Here is a 15,070-nt window from a genome sequence, read left to right as displayed (position 1 = left end):
TTTTTGTATGGTGTATCGCCGAAGCCCTGCCATGCAGGCCAGGCTGGACGCGCAGGCGCGGCTGATCGTGCAGGCCGCGACGACGGTGCTGTCCCAGCAGGGCTTCGCCGGGCTGTCGATGGCCACCGTCGCGGCGACCGCGGGCGTGGCCACCGGCACCGTCTACAAGCACTTCGAGAGCAAAGCCGAACTGGTGACCGCCGTGTTCCGCGCGGTGGTCGGCAGAGAGGCAGACGCCGTCGTCGCGGCGTCGTCCTCCGGCAGCGCCACCGAGCGCGTGGTCGCCGCCGTGCAGACCTTCGCCGGACGCGCGCTGCGCAATCCGAAACTCGCCTACGTGCTGCTGGTCGAGCCGGTGGACGCCGTGGTCGACATCGAACGCCTGCGCTTCCGGCGCGCCTTCACCGACACCTTCGTCGCGGCCGTCGCCGACGGCGTGGCGGCCGGCGAGCTGCCCGCCCAGAACCCCTATACGACCGGCGCGGCGCTGGTCGGCGCGATCGGCGAGGTGCTCGCCGGGCCGCTGGCCACCAATCCGCACAACGCCGCCGTCGTGCCCGACCTCGTCGCCTTCGCCCTGCGAGCGCTCGGCGCGCCCACAGGCACCGATGCCACCACCACACCTCTACCGGGAGCGCCCGATGCACACTCATGACGTCTTCAACCAGGCCCCCGACATCACCCCCTTCGACTTCTCGCGCAATCCGGCGCTCCTGGAGGGCCTGCACCGCGAGGGCGCGGGCTGGGCCGAAGCCGAAGTACGCGAACTCGGCCTGCTCGCGGGCAGTCCGCGCGCCCAGGAATGGGGCAGGCTCGCCAACGAGTGCCCGCCCGTCCTGCGTACCCACGACCGCTACGGCCACCGTGTCGACGAAGTCGAATTCCATCCGTACTGGCACGAACTCATGACCGTCGCCGTCGAGCACGGCCTGCACGGCGCCCCCTGGCTCGACGATCGCCCCGGCGCCCACGTCGCCCGCGCCGCCAAGTTCGCCACCTGGGGCTTCGCCGACGCGGGCCACATGTGCCCGATCTCCATGACCTACGCCGTGGTCCCCGCTCTGCGCCACAACGCCGAGCTCGCCGCCGCCTACGAGCCGCTGCTCGCCTCCCGCGACTACGATTTCGGCCTGCGCGAACCGTCCACCAAGTCCGGCCTCATCGCGGGCATGTCGATGACCGAGAAGCAGGGCGGCTCCGACGTCCGGGCCAACACCACCACCGCCACCCCGCACGCGGACGGCAGCTACCGCATCGTCGGCCACAAATGGTTCACCTCCGCCCCGATGTCGGACATGTTCCTCACCCTGGCCCAGGCGCCCGGCGGCCTGTCCTGCTTCCTGCTGCCCAGGGTGCTGCCCGACGGCTCCCGCAACCCGATCCGCATCCAGCGCCTCAAGGACAAGCTGGGCAACAAGTCCAACGCGTCCTCGGAGATCGAGTACGAGAACGCCACCGGCTGGCTCGTCGGCGGCGAGGGGCAGGGCGTCAAGACCATCATCGAGATGGTCAACATGACCCGCCTGGACTGCGTGATCGGCTCGGCCACCAACATGCGCGCGGCCACGGTGCTCGCCGCGCACCACGCCCGGCACCGTTCCGCCTTCGGCGCGAAACTGGTCGACCAGCCCGCCATGCGCAACGTCCTGGCCGACCTGCTCATCGAGTCCGACGCCGCCACCACCGTGATGATGCGCCTGGCCGGGGCCACCGACCGCGCGGGCAGCGACCCCGCCGAAGCCGCCCTGCGCCGCATCGCCCTCGCGATCACCAAGTACTGGGTGTGCAAGCGCGCCCCCATGCACACCGCCGAGGCCCTGGAATGCCTGGGCGGCAACGGATATGCCGAGGAGTCCGGCATGCCCCGGCTCTACCGCGAGTCCCCGCTCATGTCGATCTGGGAGGGCTCGGGCAATGTGGCGGCGCTGGACGCGTTGCGCGCGATGGGCCGTCAGCCCGAGACTGTGCAGGCCTATTTCGACGAGGTGAACAAGTCCCGCGGTGAGAACCCACGCCTGGACGACGCGATCGATCGCGTCGGCAAGGAACTGTCCGACCTGTCCGACATCGAGTATCGCGCCCGCCGGGTGGTCGAACTGATGGCGCTGGTTCTGCAAGGCGCGCAATTGGTTCGGCACGGCCACGCCGCCGTCGCCGACGCGTTCTGCGCCACCCGGCTCGGCGACGACTGGGGGATCGCCTTCGGCACGCTGCCGGTCGGGGTGAACACCGAGGCGATCATCGAGCGGGCGTTCGTGGATTGATCGGTTCGCGGTCCGCAGGCATCGAAAGGCGCTTCGACGGCATGCTCCGAAAATTTTTTTCCGCCGTGTGTCGATCGGGGCGCGTACGGTTCGACGCCATGATGAGAGGGTCGAATCGCGGCCCCGGACGAAGGAGTGAACCGATGAAGTACATGCTGATCATGCGCGCCACCGACGAGGCGATCGAGGCGTCGAAGGACATCCCGTTCGAGCAGATCATCGAGGACATGGGCCGCTACAACGAGTCCCTGATGAAGGCGGGCGTCCTGCTCGGCGGCGAGGGCTTGGTCCCCGAGGAAGGGTTCGTCGTCGACTTCTCCTCGACCCCGCCGCTGGTCACCGACGGCCCCTACGGCGAGACCAAGGAACTGTTCGGCGGATTCTGGCTCATCGAGGTCGCGACCACCGAGGAAGCGATCGAATGGGCCAAGCGCGTGCCGCTGGGCCCGGGCTCCAAGATCGAGCTGCGCCGCGTCACCGAAGCCGCGGACTTCCCGCAGGACAACGAGTGGGTCCAGAAGGAAGCGGGCTGGCGCGAGGAACTCGAGTCGCGCCAGAGCTGAGTCGCGAGGCACGAGTTCGCAGAACCCGGACCGACGGATGACCCCGAAGAACGAACTCGGCCGCGCGGACAGCCTGGAGTCCGCGCGGCGCTCGGTCGCGGCGGTGTGGCGGATCGAGTCGGCGCGCATCGTCGCCGCCTTGACCCGCGCCGTCGGCGACTTCTCGCTGGCCGAGGACCTGGCCCAGGAGGCACTGGCCGACGCGCTCGCGCAATGGCCGCACACAGGCGTGCCCGCCAACCCCGGGGCATGGCTGACGACGGTCGCCAAACGCAAGGCGATCGACGGCTGGCGCAGGCAGCAACGCTACGACGAGCGTCTGGCCACGCTCGCGCGCGAGGTGGCCGCCGAGGAGGCCGAGGCGGTCGGCGCGGCCGCCGCGCTGCCCTTCGACCCCGACCACATCGACGACGACATGCTCCGACTGCTGTTCGTCTCCTGCCACCCGGTGCTCTCCCGGGAGGCACAGGTGGCGCTGACATTGCGCGTGGTCGGCGGCTTGACCAGCGAGGCGATCGCCCGCGCCTTCCTCCAGCCGACCAGCACCGTGCAGCAGCGCATCGTGCGCGCGAAGAAGACCCTCGCGGCGGCGAAGGTGCCGTTCGCCGTGCCACCGCGCGCGGAGTTCGGCGATCGGCTGGCCGGGGTGCTCGGCGTGCTGTACCTGGTGTTCAACGAAGGGCATGCCGCCGCGACGGGCGAGGACTGGATGCGCCCCGACCTCTCCCGAGAAGCGTTGCGCTTGGCCCGAGTACTGGCGAGCACCGTGCCCGAAGAACCGGAAGTGCACGGCCTGGTCGCGTTGATGGAACTGACCGCCGCGCGCTTCCCGGCCCGCCTCGACGCCGACGGACAGCCCGTCCTGCTGGCCGACCAGGACCGCTCCCGCTGGGATCGCGGCCGCATCCTGCGCGGACGAGCGGCTCTGGCCCGTGCCGACGCACTCGGCCGTGGCCGCGGCGCCTACGGATTACAGGCGGCCATCGCCGAGACCCACGCTATGGCCGCCTCCGTGGATGACACCGACTGGGAACGCATCGCGGTGCTCTACGAAGCGCTGGGCCGGCTCGCACCTTCCCCGGTCGTCGAACTCAACCGCGCGGTCGCGGTGTCCAAGGCCAACGGCCCGGCCGCGGCGTTGCGGATCGTGGACGAGTTGGTCGAGCAGGGGAAACTGGCCCGGTACCACTACCTGCCCGCCGCCAGGGCCGAACTGCTCGCCCAGCTGGGCCGCCCTGCCGATGCTCGCGACGAATACGAGAACGCGATCCTGTTGGCGGGCAACGAGAGTGAACGCGCGCTGCTCCGCCGCAAACGCGACGCACTAGGGTGATGCACCGGAGCCACTGACTGTGCGCAGGGGGACGGCGACCGGTGCGTCGCGAAAAAGGTGGGCCGCAGTTGTTCGGAATAGAGTGAGACCTCTCGAGCTATTCGGACTTACGGGCCTCAGTCGGTGGTCTCAGCGGCCCCGGGGGTACATGGTGACGAGAGAACCGTCGAGGTTCGCGGCGAGGTAGGCGCCGCCGTAGTCGTCGGTGAGATACACCAGCAAGGTCGGCTTGTCGTCGTTGAAGGTCCAGGCCGGTTCGACGATGAGGTAGCGCAGCGTCGGATTCGGCACGCCGAGTTCGGCGTTCGCGGTGGCGAACAGGGCAGGCAGGACGTTCCAGTCGATGCTGTCGAGGCGGATGGTCGCGTCGTCGTCGTCGAGTTCGCCGCCCGCGCCCTCACGGGTCGCGACTCCGTTGCGATAGCTGTATTCGTCGTAGAGGCGGGGCTGCGTCGCCACCGGCGCACTGGCGTTGACGTAGTTCGGGTAGACGGTGAACTCGGTGAACTCCGTCCCGCCTGTCAGTTGCCCTAGTGCGGTCACAGCGGCGCGTACCCCGTCCGGGGTGAGCAGATCGGCGGTGTTCGGGCTGCCAGTCGAGTTGGTGGCCGTTATCTGCACGCCGCCGGTGCCGGGCGGCTCTGTCGTGGCGGTCCCGCCCGGCACGACGATCCCTCCGGTTGTCGTGGTCGTTCCGCCGGCCGATGTCTCCGTCGCACCGGGACGCAGCAGTACCACCGCGGTGACGAGGACGACAACGGCGAGCGATCCCGCTGCGGCCAGACCTATCCGCGCAACGGGCGGCAGCGCGCTGCGCCCGGCGGGTGAGCGACCCGGGGGAGCCGGATAGGGCGGCGGCGCGACATACCCCGGCAGCCCTGCCGGATGTCCGCCCGAGGGGCCGGTGTATCCGGGCGAGGCGTATCCCGGCGCGGACGGATAGGGAGTCGACTCCGGTGAGGTCGAGACCGGACGCGGTCCCGACTGCGCGGAGTACGGCCCCGGTGTGACGGGATACGGCCCGGACAGCGACGGGTCGAAGTCAGTCGATTGCCCGGCGGATAGGGACTGCGGGCCCGAGATCGCCGGTGACGGCCCCGGCCACGGCCGATCCGGGACGGTGATCACCCGGGTCAGCAGAAGGTCCAGTTCCTCGGTCGAGGGTCTGCGCTCCGGCTGCGGCACCAGCACCGCCTGTAACACCGGGGTCAGCGATCCGGCCCGCCGCGGGGCGGGAACGGTGCCCTGCAGGACCGCAGCCAGGGTGGCGACCGTGGTGTCGCGACGCATCGGGTGATAACCCTCGACCGCGACGAACAACAGCAGTCCCAGCGACCACAGATCGGAGGCCGGGTTGCCCTCCTGCCCGGCCAGCCGTTCCGGCGCGATGTAGTCCAGCGAACCCACCAGGTTGCCGGTGCCGGTGAGGCCGGTGGCATCGTGCAGCGCGGCGATGCCGAAATCGGTGAGTACCGGCGAACCGTCTTCACGCAGCAGCACATTGGCGGGTTTGATGTCGCGGTGCAGGACGCCGACCTGGTGCGCGGCGCGCAGGCCCGCCAGGATGCCGCGCCCGATCAGCGCCGCCTCCTGCGGCGTAATCGGGCCGTCGGCGAGCCGATCCGACAGCGAACGCCCGCGCACCAGTTCCATGACGATCCACGGATGCCCCGGCGGCGGCGATTCGACGATGTGATGCACCGCCACCACATTCGGGTGACCGATCCGCGCCAGCGCGCGCGCCTCGCGCAGCACCCGTTCCCGCTGTACGCCGGGGGCGCCCGCGGAACTCTCCGGATCGGCGGGCCGCACCTCCTTCAGCGCGACCTCGCGATGCAGCGCCACGTCGTAGGCCCGCCACACGGTGCCCATGCCGCCGCTGCCGAGCGGTTCGAGCAACTCGAAACGTCCGTCCACCATCACCCGCTCGGAAACCACGGCGCAAGCCTATGGGGCGGGGAATTCGGATGCGAGGGCATGCCGGGTTCGCGGTCCGAATTCGTCGGTGCAAGAGCGTGCGGTCCTGCACCTCGCGGCCTACTCCGCTGTCATCGTTCCCGTCGTCGGGTTGTATCGGATCACCGTCGCCGGTAGTAGGAAATCACGTTTGCCGAACCTCAGACTCGGCTCCCTGTCCCTCCACCAGACAGCCTGAACCGGCTTGCCCGCCGCCATAAAGACCGTCGTGTGCGGACTGGGCTGGTCGGGATCGGGACTCTTCGGTGGCCGATTCGTGAAGCATGCCAGATGAAGGTCCGGGGACACCTTCCGCTTCAGTGCCTCGTCGGTGGTCAGCGCGTCGATGTAGATCACCTGATCCCATCCCTCTGACCAGCCCGCGCTACGCGCCATATCCAACATCGTGGTCGTTTCGATCTGATGCGCGGCGGCGGCGTCGAACGCATCGATCAGTGAATCGGAAGATCCCAGCGGTTCTGCACGATTCTCGAGATCGAAGGTCTCCGATGGACACGTTGCGGTCTTCGGCTCGACCGTGGTGGTACTGCATGCCGCAGTGCAGAACAGCGTCGACGCTGCTATCGCGGCTGCAAGGACGACGCGCATATCAGTTTCCCTTCGGCATCGGAATGTCGGCCCCGGGCAGAATAGTGTTTCCTCCCGGAATCACCGTGTTGCTGAGAGCGATCTGACCACCGTCGGGAGTGTCTTGTATCACAATCGCCTTGTTGTCGTTGATCGCCGCGAGAATTTTCTGCTGCAACTCCTCCGGGCTCGCATCCATACTCTGTGCGCCGATACTCCGGCCCACTTCGTTGTTGTAGAGATCCATAGCCTCGCGTGCTGCGGGGTTGCTCCCGATCATCTCATGGGCGCCGGCGAAAGTGCTTGTCCACTCCGGGCCGAACTCTTGGGTCATGCGAGCATTCCAATACATGTGGCGGAAAGCATCGGAGTGCCCGTCGGCCAGGGAGAATTTGTTCTCATCAAAGGAGAGATTGGGAAAAGCAGTTTCAGCCGCCAGGGTGGCCTCATCCTGGATGTCGTAGAACTTCTTCAGGTTGTACACACCCTCCGGCGGTGTACCGGCGAGTTGGATCAGCGCCAGCGCCTCCTCCTGCGTCATCGCCTTGGGCTCGATATCCGGCTTGAAGGTCCGGATCATGTCGAGCAGGGCACCGGACGGGAATACCACCGTCGTGTCGGATGCGGAAACCTGATACTCCTGGAGGATACGAGCCAGTTCGGGATCGCTCGGAGTCGTGATCAGTGCTTCGCGGACCTGCTGCGGCAGTTCCTCCAGTACGAGATTTATCTTGGCGTTGTACTCGAGGTCGGCCGTCCAGATGTCGTTCAATGCTCCCTGCAGAGCTGACTGGAACCCGCGGCGCGTCCGCTCGACGGCGTATGCCTTCGTGATTCCGGTGAGCAGGCTGTCGTCCATCCAGTCCATTACCGACTTCTTCGACAAGACCTGACCGTCGTCGGTGTAGAAGAGTTCGTATTCGGATGCCTCGATCAGTCGGATGGTGTCGATGACAGTGGACTTCGCGGTCCGGAAGATGGAGGCGACCTGCTGGATCGGCGCTTTCATCGAGTCGATCGCATCGACGGTCGCGAGTGCGTGCCGTCGTTCGGTCTCGAATCGGGCGCGCATCGCATCGCCCGCCGCGCTGTCGAAGTAGTCGCGTGAGTTCTGTACGTCACGGTTGGCTGCTTCGACGTCGGTCTCGATGGTATCGGCCAGCGAGCCCAACTCCGTCGGCAGTCGTTCGGCAGGACTGATTGTCCATTCGCGCACAATGGAAATCCGAAATGGAGTTTCATCGGTCACCGTGGGCCCGCCTGTTCGATCGATTTCGCCGTCGCGTTGTCACGAGCTTCGTACGTAGTCGCGGCAGTGTCGATCTCATCGGCGACCGTTCGCATCTGGCTCGCGTGATAGCGGACGACGCGGTCCAGAGCCTCGAGCACCTCCTGCACTCGCGTGAACGTCTGGGAGTTCACGATCCCGTCGCGTGCGCCGTCGCGCGTACTCTTCGCCAGCGGTTGATGGCCTTCGATGAGCCCCGCCTGCCATCGCAAACTCGTGGCGAGTTCTCGCATGGCGACCGGATCGACGTTCACCACGCACCTCGTGAAGCCTGTTGCCGACGAACGGACTCGTGGATTCGGCGCGCATTCGCGACAGCCATCTCGTGTGCCCTCCGTTGGCAATCCGCGACAAGTCGCGCGAACTGCTCCGGGCCGCGTTCCATCGCGAAATCTGTCAATCGGAGGCCGGTGATGGAACCGTAGAGGTCGACCTCCAACTGGACAGCACCGTTCGGTGAGTGGGCTTCCCCGCGGACGCTCTCGACCGCTCTGTCGAGTTCGATTACACGCCGGGCAATCTCGTTGAGATCCTCACTCATGGCGGCCTCCCGAGCCGGAGCCGAGGACCGCCGCCGCCTGGTCCCGCGCTGCGGTGTGTGCCGCTCGGTGCTGGTCGACGAGGGTCGCGGCCAGGCGGGCCGGTCCGTCGTCCATGGCGTAGTCGGCGACGTAGAGCCGCGTGATCCGACCAGCCGCATCGGTTTCGATCGCGACACTTCGGTCAGCCGAGGTCGATTCACCTCGCACCGACGCGATTTGCCGATCCAACTCGGAGTCGTCTCTCTCCATACTCACACCCCACCCTGCCCGCTGCTTCCTTCGGGACGGCTCACGGCGACATCCCCGCCCGAGAATGTATACCGTCTTTATGGGATGTGTTCATGGCGTGACGTAGAGGTGGAGCGCTACCCGTGGTGGGGACGGCCTCTGGTGCTGAGTCACCAGCTGTGTGAAACATCTTGCGGCGCAACCGCTCCGAGGTGGGCCGAATCCGTGTAACAGGTCGGCTATCAGCGTGCCCAGTGTCCACGAGGACAATTGCGACGATGCCCGCAGCTACGCGGTCCGGCGGCTGGAAGAGCGGGACGCGGTGCTGATTGCCGATGACACCGGTTTCCTCAGTCCATCCAGCAACGCCTCGTCGCCGAGCCGGACCGGCTCGGCGACGACATCCGCACCTTCTTCCGCGACATCTCCTGACCGCGCGTCAGGTCCAACCGCTTCGACGCGATCAGCCCGACCTACCCCGCGTCCGCCAAGGGCACGCCTCAGTGTGCGTTCGAGGTGCAGACGACCTCGACGACCTTGGTGCCGCTGAGGTCGGACGAGCCGAAGTTGGCCAGCCGGGCGAGCGGCACACCCTCGGCCAGCTTGTCGATGGCGTTACGCACGGCCTCGCTGCGGGTGGGTCCCCAAGCGGCGGCGACCCAGCCCTCCTTGTTCCACACCAGTGCCCCGCATCCATTCGCCCAGGACACCGCCACTTCGCAGTCGTCGTAGCCGCAACGTGCCAACGCCACCTCGTGCGCCTCTTGCGAGGTCGGCCAGTCGAAACTCGACTCGTAGGTCCACTGTCCGGGACTGAAGGCGATCGCGCCGTGCAGGCTCGCCGCCTCCGCCTGGCCGGCACCGAACACCGAGCCGGCCGCGAGACCGAGCGCCGCGACGGCGAAGCCGGCCTTCCCCATGAAACTCATTCGAAATTCTCTCCTTTGAAACCCTGTTCCGGAAGTTCGGAACCGCTCAGCAAACCACCCGCCTGCCGCCTGCGCAATTCGAGCCGCCGGGCCCCGAATACGGCCCCGCAGTACATCGAGCCGATGAACGCAGCCTGGCTGATTCGGTACGTACGGACGCACGCATACGGCAAAGTGGTCGCCGGATACTGACGATCCCGCCGCAGAGGGGGATATAGGTGGCAACACCGTCGGGCACAGGCGGAAACGCCGGTGTCGGCAACAGCAGCACCGCCGCGTCCGGCGGCACCAGCTCGCCCAGCGGGCCGGATTGGCAGAAGGCCGGTGCGATCTTCGGTGCGATCAGCGTGGTCGTGGCGAGAACGCCTCGCATAGTGGCCCACGCGTTTACAGCGCCCTCCAGCTCCATGGCCTTTCGACTTGCTCACGGAGACAGGCGATTCGATGCCTGGATTCGGCTCGCGCGTCCTCGCGGCGGTCGGCGAGCTCGATCGCGAACGCTGTCCAGCGCAGCTCCTGGATATCGGCGAAGATGCGGAAGTCGGCGGCGCGGGTCAGGTCGTATCCGCCGTAGGCGTCGACAAAGGCTCGGTAGTCGGCGAAGGTCAGCCGGTCGAAGTCGGTGTGGTCGACCGCGATGGGAATCAGGTCCCACTCCGGTCTGCCCAAGGCGACTGTGGCGAGGTCGAGCAGGATCGGTGTCCCGTAGGGGGGCACGATCACGTTTCCTTGCCATGCGTCTCCGTGGATAACGGAGGGTCGCTCGGGCAAGGGTAAGCGCACATAGCGTTGTCGTAGGTCCTGCTCATGCCGCAGCAGCCAGGCGCGGTCCTCGGAGGGGATGGCTGTGGATCTATCGATGTGTTCCCGGATCTCGGCAAAGGGGTCGTGCGCGGGAAGTTCGAGCGTCGTCGACGGCGGGAGCGCGTGGAGGCGGCGGAGGGCAGTCGCCAGTTCTGCCGGGGTGGCGGTCCGATGTTCAGGGATGAAGCGCCACCAGGTGATCGGCCTGTGGTCGATGACGATCGGTTGATCCAGGTCTGCGGCTTCGACCGTCGGTACGCCGGACCGGTTGAGCCAGGCGGAAATCCTCAGTTCACGTACGGCGACCGGCCGGCTGCCCGGTTCGCCGATGCGAGCCACGATTCCGCCGGGTAGCAGAAATGTCGCGTGGGTGCCGACCCGAAGCGGAATTGCGTCGGTCGCGTCGATGTGAACAGCGGCTGCGGCTTGGACGAGGATTTCCGCCGTCGCTGGACTCATGGGCGCATCTCGGCCTTCGTCACGTGCTCGAGGGTGTCGAGAAGCGCTCCCACCGTGGGGATCCGTCGATGACGTGTCGCGGCATCTGCCATGCCCCGCAGTTCGTCCCGGACGCGTCGCGATCGGAATCGGGCGCCTTCTTCCACTGCCATCATTCCCGTCATGGTGGCATGGCGTGGATCACCGATCCACATGATCAGAGTGGCCAAGCGTATTCGTGAGAAGACACGCGATCGCGGGTATTGCTCGCCGTACAAGCGAATCGCTTCTCGGATTCGGGACTCGGCCGGCTCGGCGTCGTTACATGCCATGGCCACAGGGATGAGTGCTTTTCCGGCGCTTCCCAAGTGCTCTGCGAGGTCGTAATAGCACATCCAGGGTGGGTCCCTCTCGGGTTCACGCTGCATGAAGTGCTCGTCGGCGCGAGCAACCTCCGACGACGCTTCATCGAACCGGTCGAGTCGGGAGAGGAACTGCGCACGCATCGTGGACAGCATCGCGCGCGTCGTATAGGTCAACCGGTCCGAACGGACCTGCGCCAGTTCGATAAGGGACAGCGCGCCGTCATCATTGCCGAGATAGGCAGATCTGCGCGCCATATCGGCCAAGGTCGCCGCCCGCAGGTTCCAGGATCCGGCACTGTCGGCACACCAGAGGGCGAATCTGAGGTGGCGTTCGGCTGTGGCATGAGCGCCGATATCGAATGCGCAGTACGCGGCAATTCCGCTGAGATTGCCGACGGCCTCGAATAATGCGTGGCGGGCTGCGGGCGCGACTCGACCGCCGAGTAGCGGTGTCACTGCCGCAAGCTGCGTCGCAGCGACCTCGGCGGCGGAGCCCCCACCGTGAGCATTCTCCATGGAAGCGATCGATCTGGTGATGCTGCGGATGTTGTGGATGTCTTCCCAGCCTACTCGTATCGCGCTGGTGGACCGGGCATTGGTCGCAAGGAGTGCTGCGTCGGGATCGAAAGGACTCAACACATTGACAGAAAGCGCATCTCGCTCCAAGTCTGCACGGTGTCGGCGAGCTGTAAAACCCAGTTCCCGCTCCGTCGCATGAAGGACTGCGCACATCGCTCGGCGATAGTGCGCCCCTGGCCATCGCACCGCACCCCGCTCGTAGCGTGCGATCGCATGCGCATCGAGATCACTTCGCTGCCCGTCAACGCGCCAGAGGTAGTCGTTGACTGCTTCGGCCAACTCTGCCCGGCTCATCGGCTGCCCGGCGACGACGGGCGACGGAGTTGCTTCTCTGCGCTGCTGCAACTTCCGGTTCGGTGACGACATCAAACCCCCTCGGTGTCCCGCCGAATTCTATCGACTGCAGGTGGGCCGACAGCCGTTCCGAGAGATCTGCCCCTCAATCTGCCCTGCTGAAATACCGCGCGGCGCTGAAAACTATGACGAGTCCATACGCGGTGCGCTGCCTTGCCAGGCGCTTCGGCGCACGTGGTCTCCGGTGCCCTGCGACACCTCGATTCTCAAGGGGAGAGAAGTAATGGTAAGTAGCGAACTGTCCATCTGGCTGGTTGTCTCGCCGGTCGTCGTCGCGCTGCTCATCCTTCTCTTCGGCGTCCTACCTGCCTGGTCGGAGCGAAGATGCGACGGCTTCGAACCGCCTTCCGGCCGGATGGACCGAGACCACCCGTCTGGATGGCATGCCCCGCCCTTCCGCCCCTACACCGTCGCCGCCGCGCGTGGCGTCGCTCGGGCGCACGCGTGCTGCAGCCCGGAGCGCTGCGGCGCGAAGGCGGCGGCACTCAGCGTGCTCATCGCCGCCGGGATGACGCGCTACCCGGTACAGAGGCGACGCGGAGGGCTGTGGGCATGAGTGCCGAGTCGGCAGGGGGTCGGAATCGTCCCGTGGGAGAGGGGTGCGAGGACGCGACCGTTCTACAGATCGACGCGGCGCAGGCGAGCGGGATCGTCGTCATCCACGAAGCCTGTGAGCCGCCGTGCCCGCGAAAGCGAACGGCGCTCGAGTTTCTCCGTCGCGCCGCGGACCGATCATGACAACGATTGAGGAGAACCGTGCTGCCGCAACGCATACCGAGGTCCGCTCGGCCGAAGCCGGTCCCTCGGGTCTCGCCCGCCGTCCTCGTGCGGGTGGCCGAGGCTCTCCGGCGATGGCGGCCGTCGGACAGTGGAGACCGCGTTTCCGATGACTACTCGACCAGCTGGAAGGATGAATCTTGAGGTTTCTGCTGATCAGGTTGGTTCTCGCCGCCTTGGGCGCACTCGTCGCGATCACCGCTTCGGCTGGTCGCGCCGGCGCGGTGACCGAGTCCCAGTGCACCCATGAGGGCGGTGGTGTCATCATCGCCGAAATGGATGGCACACGGACATGCTTCGGCGGCTTCTACACAGGTCTTCAGATTCTCCCGCACTGAACAAGGAGCTCATCACATGGCTAGGAACGAAACGCGAGCGACCGTGACCGGTGCTGCCCCCGCTCTGCTGCGCGCCTTGCGTCAGGCCGCGGAACTCGCGGAACGGCGGCAGCGTGGGTGGTTCGGGGTGGAAGACGTGCTGGCGGTCCTGCTCGACGACGACCAGGCGTTGCTCGGGCGGCACGCCGAAGCACATGGACTCGGGGAGGCGTACACGCAGATCCGCAACCTGGCCGCTGCGATTGTGCCCGGCTCGACGCATGGGGAGTCGACACCGGCCGGTCCGCCTGCTGTCGTGGTTTCGGTGACCGGACCCGATTCCGATGAGTTGATGCGACACATCAGTTCCGCTTAGCGTCGGCTATCCGGAGGCCGCGACCCTCGAATGTGCGTCCGATGCGCCACTGGCTCACTGCGTGGTCGACATCGACCTGGTGCTCGGCGGGCCGACTCGATGGGCCGGGCTGAAACTGGTGTATCGATGGAAAGAGGCTTCGCTCAGTTGATTTCGTCGCCTTGGTCGGTCAGCTTGCGGCTGGACTCCTCATCGACTGCTTGGAGCTGTCCGATGGCGGCTTGGTAGGCGTCGCGCATGGTGGTGACGATTTCGATGTGCTGGTCGGCGGGCGAGGACGTTGTCGTTGGGGTCGTGTAGGGAGCCATCGGTGGCCTTCTGCTCGAACTTCACCCTCAGGGCGTTGGCCGACGGTAGGCCGCCGTAGCCGGCGAGGCGGCCTAATCGTTGGGCATCGCGCCTGATGCGTAGCAGTTGCCGCCGGAGTTCTTCGCAACGGTTGTACAAGGCTTGGCCGATTTCGGTATCAAGCTTGAATTCCCCGTTGATACCCTGCTCTTTGAATTCCTGCCAGGTCTTCAGGTGTGATTCCGTGTCGGCCATGCAGTCCCCCAGAGAAATGTTCGGCTATTTCGGTAGATGCGGTTCAAGTGTGGTGGCGTGTTCGATCGCGAGGTCACAGGCCTCCTCGATGGGCCTGTCGTCGAACCAGTCGACGGCGATCTCGAACATGCCCTGTTCGGCGGGCATGCTGACGTAGCACGATGTACCGGCTTCGATTTTGTCCCTGTTCAGGAGTCCCTGCCGGTTCCCGATGGTGATCTCGCGAAGGATCTCGAGCTTTGGATTCTTGCGGGCTTCGTCGATGGTGTGGCTGGTGGACAGCAGGTCCATGCGGTAGCTGAAGACCGAGGGTTCCCACCCGCAGATCCGCCAGGACGAGACCTTGTCCGGGTTGACGATGTTCTGCTCGGTGGAGGGGTCGAGCCCGAGTTCGATGAGCCATTCGTCGGGGATGTCGGTGCAGGGGTCGAGCAGGTTGTCCATCTCCGGCTCCGCCGCGGTGGGGGTGCCGGGCTCGGTACTGCTGAGGCCGAGATCCCCGCACGCGGTGACCAGGCCGAGAATCGCGGCGGCGGCGATGGCGGTGCGTGCGGCGGAGGCGGTGGTGTGCATGTCCCCTCCCTGGATTCGACAGCACAGTCAACATATCGGACACGGTGGGGCACCTGGCGGTTCACCGGGCTGATCGAATCGGCATCCGACTTCACCCTGTTCCTTTGTGACGCCGCGAATCCAGCGAAATCGCGAGCATCGATCGTGGAGCCGCGACGCGCGGCGCCCGCTCCGGTTCGCATGCTTGGCATACTCGACTCGCCCGATCGGGGGCACAGCAGCCGGCCTGGCCCGGCGATCTGCACGGAAGTCG

Annotated in this window: 16 protein-coding genes; 7 read left to right on the top strand and 9 right to left on the bottom strand. The window is 66.5% G+C overall.

Annotated elements, in window-relative coordinates:
• Positions 1-7: 7 nt before the first annotated feature.
• The 4 genes from IU449_RS13550 (at position 8) to IU449_RS13535 (ending at position 4,160) form a co-directional block, all read left to right on the top strand.
• Positions 8-655 (top strand): TetR/AcrR family transcriptional regulator, encoded by a 648-nt coding sequence (locus IU449_RS13550; protein WP_195002123.1) that lies wholly within the window; start codon positions 8-10, stop codon positions 653-655.
• The gene (locus IU449_RS13545; RefSeq protein WP_195002122.1) at positions 642-2,264 is read left to right on the top strand and encodes an acyl-CoA dehydrogenase family protein; all 1,623 of its coding nucleotides are present in this window, start codon (positions 642-644) and stop codon (positions 2,262-2,264) included. The genes IU449_RS13550 and IU449_RS13545 overlap by 14 nt, the downstream gene beginning before the upstream one ends.
• Positions 2,265-2,407: 143 nt before the next feature.
• The gene (locus IU449_RS13540) at positions 2,408-2,827 is read left to right on the top strand and encodes a YciI family protein (RefSeq protein WP_195002121.1); all 420 of its coding nucleotides are present in this window, start codon (positions 2,408-2,410) and stop codon (positions 2,825-2,827) included.
• 37 nt (positions 2,828-2,864) lie between these two features.
• Positions 2,865-4,160 (top strand): RNA polymerase sigma factor, encoded by a 1,296-nt coding sequence (locus IU449_RS13535; protein ID WP_195002120.1) that lies wholly within the window; start codon positions 2,865-2,867, stop codon positions 4,158-4,160.
• Between the two features lie 129 nt (positions 4,161-4,289).
• Here IU449_RS13535 and IU449_RS13530 read toward each other — a convergent pair whose 3' ends face one another.
• From IU449_RS13530 to IU449_RS13500, 7 genes are all read right to left on the bottom strand, one after another.
• Positions 4,290-6,098, bottom strand: coding sequence for a serine/threonine-protein kinase (locus IU449_RS13530; RefSeq protein WP_324188219.1), 1,809 nt, complete (start codon positions 6,096-6,098; stop codon positions 4,290-4,292).
• Between the two features lie 99 nt (positions 6,099-6,197).
• Positions 6,198-6,725, bottom strand: a complete 528-nt coding sequence (locus IU449_RS13525; RefSeq protein ID WP_195002119.1) for a hypothetical protein — start codon at positions 6,723-6,725, stop codon at positions 6,198-6,200.
• Position 6,726: 1 nt separating this feature from the next.
• On the bottom strand, positions 6,727-7,953 hold the full coding sequence (locus IU449_RS13520; protein WP_195002118.1) for a DUF6973 domain-containing protein: 1,227 nt from the start codon (positions 7,951-7,953) through the stop codon (positions 6,727-6,729).
• The gene (locus tag IU449_RS13515; protein ID WP_195002117.1) at positions 7,950-8,246 is read right to left on the bottom strand and encodes a type VII secretion target; all 297 of its coding nucleotides are present in this window, start codon (positions 8,244-8,246) and stop codon (positions 7,950-7,952) included. Before IU449_RS13515 ends, IU449_RS13520 begins: the two co-directional genes overlap by 4 nt.
• Before the next feature lie 1,016 nt (positions 8,247-9,262).
• Positions 9,263-9,691, bottom strand: coding sequence for a DUF4189 domain-containing protein (locus IU449_RS13510; protein ID WP_195002116.1), 429 nt, complete (start codon positions 9,689-9,691; stop codon positions 9,263-9,265).
• 387 nt (positions 9,692-10,078) lie between these two features.
• On the bottom strand, positions 10,079-10,954 hold the full coding sequence (locus tag IU449_RS13505) for a phosphotransferase family protein (RefSeq protein ID WP_195002115.1): 876 nt from the start codon (positions 10,952-10,954) through the stop codon (positions 10,079-10,081).
• Positions 10,951-12,243 carry an XRE family transcriptional regulator gene (locus tag IU449_RS13500; protein WP_195002114.1) on the bottom strand — a complete coding sequence of 431 codons (1,293 nt, stop codon included), beginning with the start codon at positions 12,241-12,243 and terminating at the stop codon, positions 10,951-10,953. The genes IU449_RS13505 and IU449_RS13500 overlap by 4 nt, the downstream gene beginning before the upstream one ends.
• A 211-nt stretch (positions 12,244-12,454) precedes the next feature.
• Between IU449_RS13500 and IU449_RS13495 the strand changes: the two genes are divergently transcribed.
• The 3 genes from IU449_RS13495 to IU449_RS13485 all read left to right on the top strand — a co-directional run bounded on the left by IU449_RS13495 (position 12,455) and on the right by IU449_RS13485 (position 13,701).
• The gene (locus IU449_RS13495) at positions 12,455-12,787 is read left to right on the top strand and encodes a hypothetical protein (protein WP_195002113.1); all 333 of its coding nucleotides are present in this window, start codon (positions 12,455-12,457) and stop codon (positions 12,785-12,787) included.
• A 361-nt stretch (positions 12,788-13,148) separates the two neighbouring features.
• Positions 13,149-13,346 (top strand): hypothetical protein, encoded by a 198-nt coding sequence (locus IU449_RS13490; RefSeq protein ID WP_195002112.1) that lies wholly within the window; start codon positions 13,149-13,151, stop codon positions 13,344-13,346.
• 16 nt (positions 13,347-13,362) lie between these two features.
• Positions 13,363-13,701, top strand: a complete 339-nt coding sequence (locus IU449_RS13485) for a hypothetical protein (RefSeq protein WP_195002111.1) — start codon at positions 13,363-13,365, stop codon at positions 13,699-13,701.
• A 143-nt stretch (positions 13,702-13,844) separates the two neighbouring features.
• Here IU449_RS13485 and IU449_RS13480 read toward each other — a convergent pair whose 3' ends face one another.
• Entirely contained in the window at positions 13,845-14,009 is a 165-nt protein-coding gene (locus tag IU449_RS13480) for a hypothetical protein (RefSeq protein ID WP_195002110.1), read from the bottom strand.
• 259 nt (positions 14,010-14,268) lie between these two features.
• Complete coding sequence (locus IU449_RS13475) at positions 14,269-14,817, bottom strand: DUF3558 domain-containing protein (RefSeq protein ID WP_195002109.1); 549 nt, start codon at positions 14,815-14,817, stop codon at positions 14,269-14,271.
• Positions 14,818-15,070 lie beyond the last annotated feature (253 nt).

Origin of the sequence: Nocardia higoensis, assembly GCF_015477835.1 — a bacterium.
Taxonomy (GTDB): domain Bacteria; phylum Actinomycetota; class Actinomycetes; order Mycobacteriales; family Mycobacteriaceae; genus Nocardia; species Nocardia higoensis_A.
The sequence above is the reverse complement of the archived record's forward strand: the minus strand, read 5'-3'. Positions and strand labels throughout refer to the sequence as shown.